This is a genomic window from Sphingobium sp. B11D3B, from assembly GCF_025961735.1.
Classification (GTDB): Bacteria; Pseudomonadota; Alphaproteobacteria; order Sphingomonadales; family Sphingomonadaceae; genus Sphingobium.
This window is the reverse complement of record NZ_JAOQOF010000001.1, coordinates 2,423,978-2,441,292: the sequence shown is the minus strand read 5'-3', so window position 1 is coordinate 2,441,292 and position 17,315 is coordinate 2,423,978. Positions and strand designations below refer to the sequence as shown.

Annotated in this window: 10 protein-coding genes; 5 read left to right on the top strand and 5 right to left on the bottom strand. The window is 62.4% G+C overall.

What is annotated here, in order from left to right:
- Positions 1-197: 197 nt before the first annotated feature.
- Together M2333_RS11405 and M2333_RS11400 are read left to right on the top strand one after the other, a co-directional pair.
- Positions 198-3,377 (top strand): alpha-L-rhamnosidase, encoded by a 3,180-nt coding sequence (locus M2333_RS11405; protein WP_264611830.1) that lies wholly within the window; start codon positions 198-200, stop codon positions 3,375-3,377.
- Positions 3,378-3,940: 563 nt separating this feature from the next.
- Positions 3,941-5,353, top strand: a complete 1,413-nt coding sequence (locus M2333_RS11400; protein ID WP_264611829.1) for a DUF1593 domain-containing protein — start codon at positions 3,941-3,943, stop codon at positions 5,351-5,353.
- Positions 5,354-5,608: 255 nt separating this feature from the next.
- On the opposite strand, the gene M2333_RS11395 is transcribed toward M2333_RS11400, so the two are convergent.
- From M2333_RS11395 to uxaC, 4 genes are read right to left on the bottom strand one after another with little or no spacing between them, the layout of a single operon-like run.
- The gene (locus M2333_RS11395) at positions 5,609-7,480 is read right to left on the bottom strand and encodes a sulfatase-like hydrolase/transferase (RefSeq protein ID WP_264611828.1); all 1,872 of its coding nucleotides are present in this window, start codon (positions 7,478-7,480) and stop codon (positions 5,609-5,611) included.
- 17 nt (positions 7,481-7,497) lie between these two features.
- Positions 7,498-8,781 (bottom strand): MFS transporter, encoded by a 1,284-nt coding sequence (locus tag M2333_RS11390; RefSeq protein WP_264605871.1) that lies wholly within the window; start codon positions 8,779-8,781, stop codon positions 7,498-7,500.
- 31 nt (positions 8,782-8,812) lie between these two features.
- Positions 8,813-10,219, bottom strand: coding sequence for a mannitol dehydrogenase family protein (locus M2333_RS11385; RefSeq protein ID WP_264611827.1), 1,407 nt, complete (start codon positions 10,217-10,219; stop codon positions 8,813-8,815).
- Positions 10,216-11,625, bottom strand: coding sequence for a glucuronate isomerase (gene uxaC, locus M2333_RS11380; RefSeq protein ID WP_264611826.1), 1,410 nt, complete (start codon positions 11,623-11,625; stop codon positions 10,216-10,218). Before uxaC ends, M2333_RS11385 begins: the two co-directional genes overlap by 4 nt.
- A gap of 111 nt (positions 11,626-11,736) precedes the next feature.
- On the opposite strand from uxaC, the gene manD reads away from it, so the two are divergent.
- From manD to M2333_RS11365, 3 genes are all read left to right on the top strand, one after another.
- On the top strand, positions 11,737-12,945 hold the full coding sequence (gene manD / locus M2333_RS11375) for a D-mannonate dehydratase ManD (protein WP_264611825.1): 1,209 nt from the start codon (positions 11,737-11,739) through the stop codon (positions 12,943-12,945).
- On the top strand, positions 12,945-13,874 hold the full coding sequence (locus tag M2333_RS11370; RefSeq protein ID WP_264611824.1) for a sugar kinase: 930 nt from the start codon (positions 12,945-12,947) through the stop codon (positions 13,872-13,874). Before manD ends, M2333_RS11370 begins: the two co-directional genes overlap by 1 nt.
- Before the next feature lie 76 nt (positions 13,875-13,950).
- On the top strand, positions 13,951-16,275 hold the full coding sequence (locus M2333_RS11365; RefSeq protein WP_264611823.1) for a glycoside hydrolase family 3 protein: 2,325 nt from the start codon (positions 13,951-13,953) through the stop codon (positions 16,273-16,275).
- A 31-nt stretch (positions 16,276-16,306) separates the two neighbouring features.
- Here the strand turns inward: M2333_RS11365 and M2333_RS11360 are convergent, their stop codons facing one another.
- A complete protein-coding gene (locus M2333_RS11360) occupies positions 16,307-17,065 on the bottom strand; it encodes a FadR/GntR family transcriptional regulator (RefSeq protein WP_181558593.1) in 759 nt (252 codons plus the stop codon).
- Positions 17,066-17,315: the final 250 nt, after the last annotated feature.

Sequence of the window (17,315 nt, the reverse complement as noted above, 5' to 3'; positions counted from 1 at the left end):
ACGCACGACTGAGGCGGAAAAGCGTCACGGGGGGAAGTGGCGTTTTTGGGGGCGTCGACCAATAGCTAACTTTTGCTGTGGCGGGCGGCTGGTTTCATGCCAGTGCCTATTCGAGCCGTTGAGGTTCATCTTTTCCAATGACGCTGTCATGGTTAGCGCAAATTGGACGGCTGCGTGCCGCAAATAAGGACGTCCCTATGACGATTGTTAACCGACGTGGATTTCTTGGTTGTTCTGTTGCAGGTGCCGCCGCCTTGGGATCGTTGGAACTGGCCGCAAAGACCCAGGAACTCTTAACGGTCACAGCCTTGCGTGCAGCCCAATTACCGAATCCGATCGGCTTGACGGATGCAGCGCCGAGCTTATCGTGGCAAATCGTTGGCAGCCGCCGGGGAGTAACCCAGCAGGCTTACCGCATTCAGGTTGCCACCAGCCTCGCTGCGCTCAAAGCCGGCAAAGCCGACCTATGGGACAGCGGCAGAGTGTCTTCCGCAGAATCGATCGGCATTCGTTATGGCGGCTTACCTCTTGCCTCCCGCCAACGGGCTTGGTGGACCGTGAGCATCTGGGACGACAGCGGTGCAAGAGCGACGGCCGTCGAAAACGCCTATTGGGAAATGGCGCTGTTAGAGCCGACCGATTGGTCGGCAACCTGGCTGGCTGCAGAGCGGGTCGTCGACAAGGCGGATCGAGAGGCTGGACTGCCGTCCTACGGCGCGCCAGTCCCTCCAGAAGGGCAGCCCCGCCTCTTTCGATTGCCTTTCGCGACTGAAAATGCCGGAGACGTGGTCATCACCTTGCTCTCATCGGGTTTTCTCTCCGAGGTGACGATCGACGGCAAGGCATTGGAGATGCCAGCCCATCCTAGAAGTTCCTTCGGTCCGCCAGGCGCCGCCCGCTTTGTTGTCTCGTTGGAAGCCGGGGCTCACATGCTCGCCATGCATGCGCTGCCCCCGCGCGATTTTACGCCGGCAAAGGAGATCAGTGTCGCTGCGCAGATAAGGGTGCCTCGCTCTGAAAGCACCTTGTCTCGGATAACCGCCGGCTGGGAGACAGCGCTCGGTGCTCCCGATGGCTGGCGGCTTCCCGGATCGTCTAACGGATGGGATGCGCCGATCTTGCTGTCGCCACAGCCTCACGCGGCATGGCCAGCCACGCCAGCCATTCAGATGCGGCATATGTTCAAGGCCACGCGCAAACCAAAAGTTGCCCGGCTCTATGTGGCCGCCCTGGGCGCTTACGAGATGCGGTTGAATGGCCATGCTGTCAGCGAAGATCGCCTGCAGTCTGAAAGCAGCGATTACCGCAAGACGATCCTTTACCGCTGTTATGATGTGACGGACCTGATCGGGCGGGGCGAGAACGTTCTGGGCGCGCTGATAGGCGACGGCTGGTATGCGAGCTATATGGCACCTGCCGGGCGTTATGCCTTTGGCCCTGCACCACGGCGGTTGATCGCTCAGTTGGAGATTGATGGTGTAGTCGCGGCCCAGACAGGTCCGGGCTGGAGCATGGCGCCGTCTCCCATAATCGCGTCGGATCTCTATGACGGGGAAAGCTATGACGCTCGTCTGGAGCAGCCGGGTTGGGACCGGCCTGGCTTCAATGACGCGACCTGGACCAGATGCTGGGAGGCGGAGGCGCCTCAAGGCAAGCTGGTCGCACAATCCAGTCCCGCGATACGCATTACGAATATCCTTCAGCCAAAAGCATCTGTCATTTTGCCGACAGGTGCGACCGTCATAGATTTCGGCCAAAATTTTGCGGGCCTGGCTCGTCTGAAGTTGCGGGGCAAAGCCGGGCAAACTGTCACGATGCGCTTTGCCGAAATCCTCTACGACGACGGGAGCGTTGACCAGCGTAACTTGCGAGGGGCAGACGCCACAGATCGATACACGCTGCGGGGTGATGCGAAAGGCGAGGTCTATTTACCGCACTTCACCTTCCATGGCTTCCGATACGTACAAGTTGAAGGTGCGCCCGTTGAGTGGTCAATCGAGGGCATAGTCATGCGCAGCGAGTTGGCCGAAACGGGCATGATGAAGATCGACAATCCTGTCGTGCAGAAGCTCTGGCTGAACACGCTCTGGAGCCAGCGATCGAACTTTCTCGCGATCCCGACCGATTGCCCGCAACGCGACGAGCGACTGGGCTGGACGGGCGACGCTCAAGTCTTCTGGGATACCGCCGCCTTCAATATGGATGTGGCCGCCTTTACACGCCGCTTTTTGCGCGATCTGCGCGATGCTCAGACGCCCAAGGGCGCTTTCCCGATCTTCGCGCCCACCGTGAGTAGCGCGCCGGGTGCTTCACCGGGCTGGGCGGATGCTGGCGTGATGCTCCCTTGGATTTGCTGGCGCCGATATGGCGACACCACGATGGTGACAGAGCACTGGGATGCCATGTGTCGATACGTCGATGGCGTAATTGCCGACAACCCCGACCTTATCTGGCGCAAAGTGCTTGGCGCCAATTTTGGCGACTGGCTGTCGCTCGATGCCGATCAGCCCGCAGATGAGACGACGCCAAGAGCATTGGTCGCCACCGCGATGCTCAAACGATCGTTGGATCAGATGGTGGACATGGGTTTAGCGATCGGCAAGACCAAAAAGGCAGAACATTATCGCGCTCAGGCGCTTGCGGCAGCGCGCGCGTTTCAAAAGACTTTCGTGGAGGCGAACGGCCGCATCGGAAACGGTAGCCATGCGAGTTATATCCTCGCCATTCGGATGAGCATGCTGACGGCGGAACAGAAGGTCGCGGCCGGCGCCAGGCTCGTCGAAGATATCAGGCGGCGTGGCACATTACTGTCGACCGGCTTCCTCGCGACACCGGTGAGCCTGGATGCGATCGCCGACATCGGTGCTGTCGACCTCGTTTATGATCTGCTGTTGCGCACGGCATTTCCCTCTTGGGGCTATATGGTCAGCAAGGGCGCAACCACGATATGGGAACGGTGGAACGGCGACACCGGCGACGTGGCGATGAACAGCTACAACCATTATGCGCTCGGGGCGGTCGTGGCCTTCTTCTATCGCCGGATTGCGGGCATTGATGAGCTGGAGCCGGGCTTCCGAACAGTTCGCATTGCGCCCCTGATGGATCCACGGGTGCCCAGTGTCGGAGCCGAATATCGCAGCGCGCGAGGCCCTATTAGCGTGAACTGGACGCAGCGCCCCGATGGAAGTTTTCGCTTGGATGCCTCGATCCCCGCCAACATGCGGGCTGAGATACATCTGCCGCTTGCCGCGGGGCGCCGCGTCCTGAGCGACGGGCGAGATGTTGCCCTAGACCGGTCGATACGCATCAAGTCCGGGCAAGAGCCCATAGCAGTATTGGAAACGGGCAGCGGACGCTATCGCTTGGACGTCGCTTGACCTGGGGGACCACCTAAACAGGGTGGCATTGGATTTTGATGTTGCCTCCGATCCACCGACTGATTTTGGCTCTATCGAGGCTCGGTCGGCGGCGCCCAGCGCTTTCGCGCAAGACAAGTGACATGAGAAAGGCATCTATGTCGATTAGCCGGCGAACGGGACCGGGCATCTCAACCTGGTCACTTCTCGGAGTGCTAATGTGGGACCGATCACGGGCCGCGCGCAGTGGTCGCGGCGCGGCGGTTCCCCGATTCCATACAATGCGCTGCATCCCGTGCGGAATCCTAGGACATCGTCGATCTTTACTTCACTTGGGATTGAAGGGCCTCTCCTTCGCTAAGCAGACGCAACTCACTTCGAACGTGGATAATGTGTCCGATCAGGGTTCTCCCTACCTGACCACTGGCAATGGCTATGGTAACGGGAATACGCTCGGAAGGCTGGTTCAGCCCGGCATTCGTACGCGCTTCTGATCCGCCGGGTCGCCCGTCCGCCAACGGCGCCATCATAGCGGACGGGGCATCGATATTGAGGTAGGAGAACTGATGGTCACTCGATTTAGCATGGTGCTCGCCGCCGCTGCGGCGCTGGCAGTTTCGGTTCCGGCGACCTCTGCCGAACCTTTGCATACAACGAAGTCGCGTGTCCTGATCTTGTCCGACATCGGAAATGAACCCGACGATTCTGAGTCTCTTGTGCGCTTGTTGCTTTATGCAAACGAGTTCGATGTCGAAGGCCTTGTTGCGACGACCTCCACCTGGCAGCGTACCAGGGTTCAGCCACAGCTTATGCGCGAGCAGGTGGAAGCTTATGGGAAGGTGCTTCCCAATCTCCGGAAACATGCCCGCGGCTATCCGGATGCCAGCACGCTGATGGCCGCAATCGTCAGCGGCACGCCGGTTTATGGCATGGCTGCGGTGGGCGAGGGCAAGGATACCGAAGCCTCGCGCCGGATCATCGAAGTAGTCGATCGCCCCGATGACCGACCGGTTTACATCCCCGTATGGGGCGGCAGCGCGGATCTTGCGCAAGCCCTGTGGACCGTTCGCGAAACGCGCACGCCCGAACAGGTGAAGGCCTTCGTTTCCAAGCTTCGGATCTATTCCATTTCGGATCAGGACGATACCGGCGCTTGGGCGCGACGGACCTTCCCGGACCTGTTCTGGATCGCCAGCGTCCATGGCTGGGGCCAATATGGCCTCGCCGCATGGATCGGCATTGCTGGTGACCTTTTCCGCCGTGACGACAAGTGGCCGAATGCGGACATGGTCACCAATGAGTGGCTGGAGGCCAATATTAGGCGCGGGCCGCTGGGCGCATTATATCCCCCGCATGAGTTCATCATGGAAGGAGACACACCGTCCTTTTTGGGCTTGATTCCTAATGGCCTGAATAATCCCGAGCGTCCCGAATGGGGTGGCTGGGGAGGGCGCTATCTGCCGATCTACAAAGGTGCCGGCCACCGGGCCGACGCATCTGACAGGTTTGTGGACGCAAATGGCAAGGTCTGGGTCAGCAATCAGGCGACGGTGTTTCGTTGGCGCGAGGCTTTTCAGAACGATTTTGCCGGACGGATGGCCTGGACTCTTTCGCCCGACATGCGCCGCGCCAATCACCATCCCGAGCTGGTGTTGAACGGGGTCGCCGGAAAGGCGCCCGTCACCTTGTCGGCGAAGGTCGGCGCAACCGTGCGCCTCTCCGCCGCCGGCACGCATGATCGGGATGGCGACAAGCTGACCTATCGCTGGTGGCAATATGCAGAGCCAAGCCAGGCGCCCGGCGTCATGGTGCCGCCCCTTGAGATTACCGGCGCGGACAGCACGGAGGTGAGTTTCACTCTGCCGATGTACCGGATGACGAACACGAACGTCCCTGTGCCCGAGGACACCGCCTATCACATTATTTTGGAGGTCACGGATTCGGGATCTCCGCCCCTGACCAGCTACCGGCGGGCCGTGGTGACTTTGGAACCATGACGGGGCTGTGCCGCAATGGTCGATCGGGCCTGCATTCGATCGGCCATTGATGTTTTCTGGAAGGGCCTGTGGCAAATGGCGTGCTGGAGAGCAATGTAGCGGACTTTCACAGACAAGCGATCGCGAAAGTAGACGTTCCCGATCATCGAGCGAAGCGGATGGCTGCGTGGACCAGTGCAGCTTACGCTAAACAACCAGCCCTAACTGATATCTCGCGGAACGTTTGACTGGCTCCCCGCACTTACCTTTGACTCTTCACATGCCTCGTGGGGGCAGAAGCGAAACTGAAGGATCGTAAATGCCCTCACTCACGCGTGTGAGATAGCGTGTCGCGCGCCCGACATAGCCGGGATCGGTCTTCCATCTCGCGAGCATGTCCATGGGCCGATAGACCGGCTCGATATAAGTAAGAGCATTAAGAGTCTGCAGTGCGACCATTTCCGGAGGATTTGCGGCGAGCAACTCGGCCAAAATCTGCTTGGCCTGCTCCCCTTCACTCAGATGCGTGAGGGCTTCCGCCATGACCACGCGGACCTGCGCCGACGTTTCGCGCTTGCTTGCGCTGAGTAACGTCTCTCGCGCCGGCGCGGCCTGTGCTTTGCGGATCAGCAGACCCGTTGCTGCCCAGTAGCGCATCACTTCGTTATCGTGTGTCAGGGCCCGGGTGAGATCCGGCAGTGCTGACGGGTCTCCGGTCGCCGCCTGCGTGGCCAGAGCCATAATGTCCGTCAGCGGATAGGCATGGGGCTCGCGGCTGGCTTCATAGCCCTCTAGCGGCGAGCCTTCGGGGATGAAGCCGTTATCGTTTATATCCAGCATGTGCTGGTCGAGCGCTGTACGTAAAGCGCTCAGACGGCGGCTCTGCTGCGGCTCGGCGGCAAGGTTTTGAAGCTGATCAGGATCAGCTTCGAGGTCGTACAGTTCCTCATAGGGCCGGGGCTCGAAGAAGCGCGATTGCACGGCGTTAAGCTCTCCGGCGGCATGGCGGCGATACCAGTCCTGATAGCTGCGCAACATCATAGGGAAGGCATTGACCTGACCCATGGGGCGGTGCGGCATGTAGTTGCGAATGTAGCGGTAATGGCCGTCCGCGACGGTGCGGACGAAGTCGTAACGCTCATCCATGCGATTGCGCATGCCAAAGGCATAGGATTTTGGTTTTGCGATCTTCCGGCCAAGGAAGGCCGTGCCCGGCATGGTCGGGGGCTGGGGAATGCCCGCGATGGACAGTAGCGTGGGTACGAAATCGATGAAGCTGACCGGCGCCGCGATCTCGTCGCCCATCGCGGCCGGCGCATAGTCCGCCCATTTGTCGGGCACATGGACCACCAGCGCGCAACGCAGCCCTTCCTCATGGCAATGCCGTTTGGAGCGGGGCATGCAGCCGCCATTGTCCGAAAAGTAGAAGATAATTGTGTCCTCGGCCAGCCCGGCATCTTCCAACTCGGCCAGCTTTTCGCCGACCTGTGCGTCCATCCGCTCCATGAGGTTATAATAGCTGGCGAAATCCTGCCGCACGGCGGGGCTGTCGGGGAGATAGGGCGGGACGCGGACCTGTTCGGGCTTCACCTTGCCTTCGGTGATGCCGAATAGCCGCGATTCATGCGTGGTTTCAAAGTTGAAGACAGCCATGAACGGCGTGTTCGCCGGCCGGTTGCGGTAATGCGCCTTGGCGCTCGATTCATCCCAGATCGACGCTGGATTGACGGCGGCATTGTAATCGGTTTTCTCATTGTTCGTGCAGTAATAGCCCGCCGTGCGCAGGAGTTGCGGATAAGTCTTGAGGAAATCAGGCAGGCTTGCGTCGGCGCGCATGTGGTTCGCCGGCGCATTCGATTCCGGATAGATGCCGGTCAGAAGGCAGAAACGTGCCGGGGCGCAGACCGGCGCGTTTGCGTAGATCTTCCGGTAGAGCAGCCCTCGGTGCGCCAGCGCGTCGATATGTGGCGTATGGGCAATCGAGTCGCCATAAGCGCCGATGAAGGGATTATTGTCTTCGCTCACCAGCCACAGAATATTGGGCCTGCCTCTCGGGTCGGGCCGGCTTGTCTGCGCAGTTGTCGTGCAGCCGGTCGCGACGCTGGCCGCAGCCAGGCCCCCGAGCATATCCCTGCGACTGATCGCCATCTTCGCGTATCCTTATCTTAATTGAGGGCGGCCTTTGCCTTCCCGGACCGAAGCAATCCCCACAGCACCAGCGCGCCGATCAGGTCGAAGGCGGCGAGCATGACGAACAGCGGATTGTAGCCCACGATCTCCGCGAGCCCGCCGACGATCAGCGTGAAGATGGCGCCGCCGATCCATCCGATCGATCCAGCCATGCCGGTCGCGGTGCCGACCGCGCGCTTGTCGAACAGATCGGCCGAGAGGGTGAGCAGGGCGCCGGAAAGCATCTGGTGTGCGAAACCGCCGACGCAGAACAGCGCGATCGCCATGGCCGGGGATGTCGCCAGCCCGATGCAGGCCGGGCCGATCATCAGGGCTGCGCCCAGTGTGACGGTCAACTTGCGCGAGGTGAGCAGGTCAACGCCGAACCAGCGGATAAGCGCGGGAGCTGTGAGGCCGCCCAGCATGGAGCCCGCGTCCGCTGCCAGAAATGGCAGCCAGGCCCACAGAGCGAGATCTTTCAGATTAAAGTCCCACACCGTGACCAGATAGAGCGGGATGAAGAAATTGAAGGTCTGCCACGCCGGCTCCGCGAAGAAGCGAGGGATGGCGATGGACCAGAAGCCCTTGGTGCGGATCACCTCGCGCCAGTGCGCCGGGCGCGCGATGACCCCGGCATCGTCACCGGCGGTCTGGATATGGGCGAGTTCCGCTTGCGTCAGTCGCTTGCTCTGCTCGGGGCTGCGATAAACGAAATACCACAACAGGGCGAAGAGCAGGCTCAGGCCGCCGGTGATGAGGAAGGCCGACTGCCAGCCGAAATACAGGATGCAGAACGCGACGAGCGCGGGTGCGATCATGTTGCCGATGGAGGCGCCCATGTTGAACACGCCGGTCGCCACGGTGCGCTCGCGCGGCGGAAACCACTCGGACACGACTTTGAGGCCGCCGGGAATGGCGGCGGCTTCAAAGCTGCCCAGCAGCCCGCGCCAGAAGGCGAGGCTGAACCAGCCGGTGGCAAAGGCGTGGCACATATTGGCAAAGCCCCAGCCCACCACGAAGATGGCGAAGCCCAGGCGGGTGCCGAGCCAGTCCAGGATGGCGCCGCTGAACGTCTGCATCACCGTGTAGGTGGCCTGGAAGGAGAAGACGACCCAGCTATATTGCTGGGTGCTCATGCCGAACACTTCCATGAGCGTTGGCGCCGCAACGGAGAGCGACGAGCGCGCGAGATAATTGAGGATCGTGCCGATCGTGACGAGGCTGATGATCCACCATCTCAGGCCCATGAGGGGCATGCGCCGCTTGTCATTCACCGTCATTCTCTCCCTAGGCCTTTTTTGGTTGGCAAAGTCAGTCCGCCATCGTCTCCAGATGACGGGACAGCGCGGCCAGTTCATCGCTCGTCGGTTTCCACGAGGAGGCGATCAATCCGCCCTCCGCGAAAAGGGCGGTGGCAATCCCGTCTTGGCCCGCCTGCTTCCAGACCAGCGCCAGCGTTTCCGCGCGCGGGTCGCTGACATGGGGATTGTCGCCCCGCACATGCATGATCCACGCCGCGAGGGCTTTCAGGATCGCGGGCGAGGCTTTCCCCTGCGCCTGCCGGTCGGCGAGCGTCGCCAGCCAGCGCTGGGGTATTTTCTGCGATCCATCCATGGCGATCTGGGCGAGCCGGTGGGGCAAAGCGGGGTTGGCGAAGCGGGTTTCGAGCGAGGCTGCATACGCCTGCAGGTCTTGCCCTGCGGCCGGCTGGAAGCTGCCGGCGGCTTCGTCCCGCATCAGGCTGCGGACAAGCGCGCCAATGTCTGGGTCGGCCATGGCCTGGCTGACCAGCTCATGCCCCTTGGCAAGGCCGAGATAGGCGAGCGCCGAATGGGCGCCGTTGAGCATCCGCAGCTTCGCCGTCTCATAAGGGCGCACATCCGCTACGATCTCGGCGCCGGCAGCTTCCCATCGGGGGCGCGGGCCGGCAAAGTGATCCTCGATCACCCATTGGCGGAACGGCTCGGTGAACACTGCCGCCTCGTCGCGCACGCCGATCTCGTTCTGCAGCCCGTCGATGTCACCGGGCTGCGTCGCCGGGACGATGCGATCGACCATCGAGCAGGGGAAGGTGCAGTTATCCGCGCACCATTGGGCCAGTTGCGGGTCGGCGCCGGTCAGCACCGTGAGCAGCATGGCCCGCAAGCGGATGCCATTGTCCGCGAGATTGTCGCAGCTCAGGATTGTGAGGCCCGGCAGGCCCTGGTCCCGGCGCTGCTGCAGGCCCTGCGCGAGATAACCGTAGATGGTGCGCGGCGCCGGGTTCGCGGGATCGTCCTCCAGTAGCGGGTCGAGCGCGTCGTCCTGACTGCCAGAAAGGTGATAGCCTTTCTCGGTCACGGTCAGCGTCACGATATGGGTCTGGGGATCGGCGATGGCGGACACCAGACGGGCCGGGTCTTCCGGGGCGACAATGACATTGCTCAGGCAGCGCACCAGCCGCGTCGCAGGCGCGCCTTCGCCCTTGGTGGTCACGGTGAACAGGCAATCCTGCGGCGCGAGCTGATCGCGCACCGTGGCGCTGCGCATCGAGACGCCGATGATGCGCCAGACCTCGCCCGAGGCCGCAATGGCATCTTCGGTAAACACGGCCTGATGCGCCCGCGTGAAGGCGCCCAGGCCGAGATGGACGATCTGCTTGCTGCCGGCGGCGCGATCATAAGGCACGCGGGTGACGCGCGGATCGAGCGAGGCGAGGGTCTGCTCGGAGAGCCTCATAGTTTGTACGCTGCCTTGGCGAAATTATAGGCGAGATCCTGCGCGAGTTCGGCAGCTTCCCAGTCCTCCAGCCGATGCTCGGCGACCAGCCGCGCGAGAAAGGCGCAATCGACCCGGCGCGCGACATCGTGGCGCGCGGGAATGGACATGAAGGCGCGCGTATCGTCGTTGAAGCCAACCGTATTGTAGAAGCCCGCTGTCTCCGTAACATTCTCCCGGAAGCGCCACATGCCTTCCGGGCTATCGTGGAACCACCAGGCCGGGCCGAGCTTGAGTGCCGGATAGTGGCCGGCAAGCGGAGCCAGTTCCCGGCTGTAGGTCGTTTCATCCAGCGTGAAGACGATGAGGGACAGGCGCGGATCGCGGCCATATTTGGCGAGCAGTGGCCGCAGCGCGTGGACATATTCGGTGCGCACAGGAATGTCCGCGCCCTTGTCCCGCCCGAAATGCTTAAACAGCCAGGGATTGTGATTGCGGAAACAGCCAGGGTGGATTTGCATGACCAATCCATCCTCGATGCTCATGCCGGCCATGACCGTCAGCATGTGCGCGCGGAACAGTTCGGCATCCGCGGCGCTCACGTCCGGGGCAATGACGCGCGCGAAAAGAGCGCGGGCCTGCGCGTCGTCAAGGTCCGCCGTCGCAGCGGTTGGGTGGCCGTGATCGGTTGAAGTTGCGCCCATCCGGGCGAAAAACGCTCGGCGGTTGCGGTGCGCGGCGAGATAGCCCCCATAGGTGAAGCAATCTTCGCCGGCCAACTCGCCAAAGCGCACCAGATTGTCGCGAAATCCCTCGAATTCGGGATCGACCACCGGGTCCGGGCGATAAGCCGTAATCACCCGGCCGGACCATCCGCTGGCGGCAATCGTGCGGTGATGGTCGAGACTGTCGAGGGGGGACTCGGTGGTGGCGATCACTTCGATATTGAAGCGCTCGAACAGCGCGCGAGGGCGGAACGCCTCCTGCGCCAGCTGCTCTGCGATGGCATCGTAATATGCGTCGGCGCTGTTCGCATCCAGCCGCTGGGCGAGGCTGAATACTTCGGCGAACACCCAATCCAGCCAGAGCCGGGAAGGAGTGCCACGGAAAAGATGATAATGGGCTGCGAAGATGCGCCATGCCTCTCGCGGCGCCGTCTCCGCCGCTTCGCCGCGCCGCCGCACGCCCAGCTTCTCCATGGGAATGCCCTGGCTGTAGAGCATCCGCAGGAGATAATGGTCCGGAATCAGCAGCAGGTCTGCGGCATTGGTGAATGCCTGATTGTCCGCGAACCAGCGCGGGTCAGTATGGCCATGGGGGCTCACGATCGGCAGGTGCGCAACCTGCGCATAAAGGTGGCGAGCGATTGCGCGCGTGGTGGAGTCCGCAGGAAACAGCCGATCAGGATGCAGTTTCAGTGGACTCATGACCTTCTCCCTGACGACCGGAAATGACCCCTTGCCATACAATGCCTGACCAATCTAGTATTGATTGTCAGGCGAAAAATGCTTGGACACTCATCGGGAGCTTTGCCTGCAATGAAGATAACTGCCGCTCGGGTCATCGTCACCTGTCCCGGACGCAATTTCGTGACGCTCAAGATCGAGACCGATCAGGGCGTTTATGGAATCGGCGATGCCACGCTCAACGGGCGGGAGCTTTCGGTCGTGTCCTATTTGCAGGACCATGTGGCGCCCTGCCTCATCGGCATGGACCCGAGGCGGATCGAGGACATCTGGCAATATCTCTATCGCGGGGCCTATTGGCGGCGCGGACCGGTGACCATGCGGGCCATTGCGGCGGTGGATGTCGCGCTCTGGGACATCAAGGCCAAGATGGCCAATATGCCGCTATACCAGCTTCTGGGTGGGCGTAGCCGCGATGGGGTGATGGTTTACGGCCACGCCAATGGCTCGGACATCGAGGAGACCGTCGATGCGGTCGGCGAATATATCGACATGGGCTATCAGGCGATCCGCGCGCAGACGGGCATTCCCAATGTGAAGGACGCCTATGGCGTCGGGCGTGGCAAGCTCTATTATGAGCCGGCCGATGCCGCGCTGCCCTCCGTCACCGGCTGGGATACGCGCAAGGCGCTCAACCATGTGCCCAAGCTGTTCGACAAGCTGCGCCAGACCTACGGGTTCGACCATCATCTGCTGCATGATGGCCACCATCGCTACACGCCGCAGGAAGCCGCCAATCTCGGCAAGATGCTCGAGCCCTATCAACTGTTCTGGCTGGAAGACGTCACGCCTGCGGAGAATCAAGAAGCCTTCAAGCTGGTCCGCCAGCACACAGTCACCCCGCTGGCCGTTGGCGAGATCTTCAACACCATCTGGGATGCCAAAGATCTCATCCAGAACCAGCTGATCGACTATATCCGCACGACCATTGTGGGCGCGGGCGGTGTGTCGCATCTGCGGCGCATCGCCGATCTGGCCTCACTCTATCAGGTCCGCACGGGCTGCCACGGCGCGACCGATCTCTCGCCGGTGACTATGGGCTCGGCGCTGCATTTCGACACCTGGGTGCCGAATTTCGGCATTCAGGAATATATGCGCCACACCGAGGAGACGGACGCCGTCTTCCCCCATGATTACCATTTCGAGCGCGGTTTTCTCTACTGCGGCGAGACGCCCGGTCATGGTGTCGACATCGATGAAGCCCTGGCCGCCAAATATCCCTACAAGCCGGCCTATCTGCCGGTCGCGCGGCTGTCCGACGGCAGCATGTGGAACTGGTGATGCGCGTTCTCGCGATCGGCGAGGGCATGGTCGAGTTCCGGCGGGAGGATGCGTGCTGGCGGCAGGCCCATGGCGGCGATGTGGTCAACACGGCCATCCACCTCGCCCGCTTCGGTATCGAGACCGAGTTTGCGACGGCCATCGGTCGCGATGACTTCAGCGATTTTCTCGCGGCACAGTGGCAGGGCGAGGGGCTGGACCTTTCATGCGTGGCGCGCAGTCCGGCGCATGAGTGCGGCATCTATTTCATCGCGACCGACGAACGGGGCGAGCGCTCCTTCACCTATCGGCGCAGCGACAGCGCCGCTCGGCGGCTGGTGCCGCTCATTGGCAAGGATCGGCTCGCGGCGGCGGCACAGGCTGCGCAACTCATTTACACCTCGCTGGTGACGCTCGCGATCCTCCCGGATCAGGACCGGTCGAGCCTGCTGGACATTTTGCAGAACTGTCGCGAGGCGGGGGGGCAGGTCGCCTTCGACAGCAATTATCGGCCTGCGCTATGGGAATCCCCAGAGACTGCAAGGCGCTGGCATGAGGCGGCACTGGGCGTCGCAACGATTGGTCTGCCGACGCTGGAGGACGAAGCTGCGCTGACCGGCGTCGATCGTTGCGAGGATGTCGCGGCGCATTGGCGCGCGCGGGGCGTGACGGAAGTCGCTGTCAAGATGGGGGCGGCTGGGGCGATGATCGCCGGCGCTATGGTGCCGCCGCAGGTCGTCGTCAGCCGCCCGCTCGATACCTCGGGCGCCGGGGACGCCTTCAACGGCGCCTATCTCGCGCATCGGCTAGCAGGAGCATCGGCAGCAGAAGCCGCAGCAGCGGGCAATCGCCTCGCCGGATGGGTGGTCCAGCGGCGGGGCGCTATTCCCGCAGCGGAAGCGGAACCCTATGGTCGGACACAGCCGGACCGGGCTGGTTCGATCCTCTAAGAAACGATGTGGGAGTAAGGCGATGGGCGGGTCCGGAATCATGCTGCGTTCGGCATCTTTATGTGCACTCGCTGTCATGATGAGCGGCTGTACCGGTTTGCAAGCGGCGGTCGGTTCATCGTCGGCAAGCACGACGGCGCAACCGGATATCGCAGCGCGAACCAAGCCGATCCTGACCCTCAACGGCCTGCGGTTCAAGGATCTGAACGGGTCCGGCACGCTGGAGCCCTATGAGGACTGGCGCCTGCCCGCCAACATGCGTGCCAACGATCTGGTCAAGCGCATGACGCTGGCCGAGAAGGCCGGCACCATGCTCATCGCGACCCAGAATCCGGATTGCGACGGGTCGATCACGGCGGATGGCCGCGCGCTCATCCAGCAGGAGCATATGAGCCGGTTCATCCTGCGCGCCACGGTGGCGACAGAGCCGGCCGATTGCTCCGTCCGCCTGACCGGTTTTCGCCTGCGGGGCGGCTATCGGCAGACGCCGCTGCAGATGGCGCGGTTCACCAATGCGGTGCAGGAAATGCGTGAGGCAAGCCGGCTCGGCATCCCCGCGCTGTTCAAGGATAATGCGCGGAATCATGTCGAGGTCAGCCCGACGTTCGGCATTGGTCAGGGCGCCGGCGCTTTCACAGAGTTTCCGAAAGAGGCGGGGCTGGCGGCCGCAGCGCTCGGTGCCGCGGCGCCGCTCAGTGCGGCCGATGGCGCTCCGCCCGCCAATCTGCGGGGCGACATGTCCGTCATCGCCGGATTTACGCGTGTCATGGGCCAGGAGTGGCGGGCCATCGGCTTGCGCGGCATGTATGGCTATATGGCGGATCTCGGCACGGAGCCGCGCTGGTCACGCTTCCATGAGACGTTCAGCGAGGATGCCGATCTGGTCGGCGATATCGTGACGGCGCTCGTCAAAGGGCTGCAGGGCGAGAAAGGGCAGGGCGGCCTTGCGCTCTCACCAGCCACCGCAGTCAGCATGACGCTCAAGCACTTCCCCGGCGGTGGGCCGCAGCAGCTCGGGCTGGATGCGCATTACACATTCGGCAAGGACCAGTTCTACACCGATCCGAGCGGACGGTATGGGTTCGATTATCATCTGCGCCCCTTCCAGCGAGCCATCGACGTCGGCGTGGGTTCGATCATGCCTTATTATGGCGTGCCGGTGGATGCGCATCATGGCGGGCGGGCGGTCGAAAGTCTGGGCATGGCGTTCTCGCGGCATATCGTCACGGGTATTCTGCGGGATGAGCTGGGCTTTCGCGGCTATGTGAACTCGGACAGCGGCATCATCGAAGAGCGCGGATGGGGTCTGGAAGACAGTCGCACAAATCCGGCGACTGGTAAGGGGTACACCGTCGCGGATCGCACCGCGCTCGCCATTCGCGCTGGCACGGATATTCTCTCCGAGTTCCGCAGCAAGAGCACGATCGTCGATCTGGTTGCCCAGGGCGCGCTCAGTGAAGCAGGCGATATCGATCCGGCGGTCAAGCGGCTGCTGACCGAACAATTCGCGCTGGGCCTGTTTGAAAATCCCTATGTCGACGCCGAGGCAGCGCCGCAGATGATCGGCACGGCTGAGCATCGCGCGCTGGGGCTGGATGTTCAGCGGCGGTCGCTCGTGCTGCTGCACAATCAGAAGGTGTACGGCTCGGCTGTGTTGCCGCTCCGCCCGGGCAGTCGCATCTACACCATGGGCTTTGCCGGTGCTGATTTCGCCGCGCGGGGATTTGCCGCCACTGACGGCAATTATGACGTTAAAAAGGGGCAGGCCCGTCCGGCCGTGCCGGCGGGCACGGACTATGCCGTCATCAATGTCCGCGTGAGCATGGACGGGGCGCGGCGCTATTCCAGCAAGTCAACCGAAGCCGGCGGGCGCGCGGTCGATCCGGCTATCAGCATCGCCAACCGCGTGACGGGCAAGCGGCAGGCAAGCTGGGGTGAGCAGGACCCCTGCACGGCGCCCGGTGTCAGCAAGGACGTCACCTGCGTGGACGACAATCTGATTTTCGGCGGCGCGTTTCCCTGGGAAGCAGGGATGCTGTCCTTTTCCGCCATGGCGAAGGCGCAGAGCTGGTCGGTCTATCCATCGCTGGCGGACATTCAGGCGGTCATGCGCGAAATCGGCGATCCGCGCCGCGTGATCCTCAATATCTATTTCCGCCAGCCTTACGTGCTGGATGAAGCCAGCGGCCTGCGCAATGCCGGGGCGATCATCGCCAGCTTCGGGGCGAGCGATGCGGCCCAGATCGATGTGCTGACCGGCAAGCAGGCCCCGGCCGGGCGCCTGCCATTTGCCTTGCCTGCCTCACTCGATGCTGTCGACCGGCAGCATTCCGACGCGCCCGGCTATGCCGAGACGCCGGGCGGCACGCTCTATCCGTTCGGCTTTGGCCTGACCTACTGAGTGGGCATGCCGGGGGCGCCCGGCGCGTTGCTCAGGCAATCGCCCTTTCATAGCGGGCGCGCTTCGATGCCGATGCCTTGCGCGCTTCCTCGATTGCCTTTTCCTCGGTCGCGAAGAGCAGACTGTCCAGAACCGCGGTCAGATGCGCGCGCATGGCGGCGCGGGCCTTGGCGGGGTCGCGCGTCCGCAGCGCATCGAGAATGACCTGATGCTCGTCGATGACAGGTTTGACATTGGCCGATCGCGCCTTGGCATAGAGGAGCGCGGTCTCGGGGGATTTGGCGCGCAACGACCAGAGATTGTCGATGAGGTTCACGATCGCCGAATTGCGCGTCGCCCGCGCGATGGTCAGGTGGAACTGGTGGTCCGCGTCTTCCGTGCCGGCGTTGCGTTCATTCTCCGTCGCGATCTCGTCGATCAGCTGCGCCAGCGTGGCGAGCTCCTCGTCGGTGATCTGCGCCGCCGCAAGCGCGGCCGCCTCGCCTTCCAGCAGCAAGCGCGCTTCGGTCAGTTCGAAGGCGCTGACATTGAATGCCGCAGGATCGCCCGCGCTGGGCAGGCCTTTGAGATAGGCGCCGGAGCCGACGCGGACTTCGACGATGCCCTGAACCTCCAGCGCGATGATCGCCTCGCGGATGGTCGGGCGGCTGACATTATACTGGATCGCGAGTTCCCGCTCCGTGGGTAGCCGGTCGCCAGGCTTGTAGCGCCCGCTCCCGAACACCTCCAGCAACTGGTGCGCGATTGCCTGATAAAGTCGGTCTCTGCCGCTGATCGGTTCGGATGCCATGACCACCTGTTCTATGTCGACCCTCTGCCAGAGGAAAGCGGCGATGCTATCGCGGATTGAGCGGATTGGCCAGACACCTTTGCGCGGTTTCTTTACAACAGTCGAATGTGAAAGTGGCGGCTGAAATTAGCCGTTTTCGTTCAGCGTGCTGATTTTTCCCGTCACAACCATTTATATTCTGCCTACAATGTGGCATGACCAATTATCCGCAGTGACTTGGCCAAGTCCGGTTCGGTTCCGAGTTTTGGTA

Bases quoted from the DNA above. Each gene is read 5' to 3' on its own strand.
- M2333_RS11405 (WP_264611830.1), top strand. From the start codon at position 198: ATGACGATTGTTAACCGACGTGGATTTCTTGGTTGTTCTGTTGCAGGT.
- M2333_RS11400 (WP_264611829.1), top strand. From the start codon at position 3,941: ATGGTGCTCGCCGCCGCTGCGGCGCTGGCAGTTTCGGTTCCGGCGACC.
- M2333_RS11395 (WP_264611828.1), bottom strand. From the start codon at position 7,480: ATGGCGATCAGTCGCAGGGATATGCTCGGGGGCCTGGCTGCGGCCAGC.
- M2333_RS11390 (WP_264605871.1), bottom strand. From the start codon at position 8,781: ATGACGGTGAATGACAAGCGGCGCATGCCCCTCATGGGCCTGAGATGG.
- M2333_RS11385 (WP_264611827.1), bottom strand. From the start codon at position 10,219: ATGAGGCTCTCCGAGCAGACCCTCGCCTCGCTCGATCCGCGCGTCACC.
- uxaC (WP_264611826.1), bottom strand. From the start codon at position 11,625: ATGAGTCCACTGAAACTGCATCCTGATCGGCTGTTTCCTGCGGACTCC.
- manD (WP_264611825.1), top strand. From the start codon at position 11,737: ATGAAGATAACTGCCGCTCGGGTCATCGTCACCTGTCCCGGACGCAAT.
- M2333_RS11370 (WP_264611824.1), top strand. From the start codon at position 12,945: ATGCGCGTTCTCGCGATCGGCGAGGGCATGGTCGAGTTCCGGCGGGAG.
- M2333_RS11365 (WP_264611823.1), top strand. From the start codon at position 13,951: ATGATGAGCGGCTGTACCGGTTTGCAAGCGGCGGTCGGTTCATCGTCG.
- M2333_RS11360 (WP_181558593.1), bottom strand. From the start codon at position 17,065: ATGGCATCCGAACCGATCAGCGGCAGAGACCGACTTTATCAGGCAATC.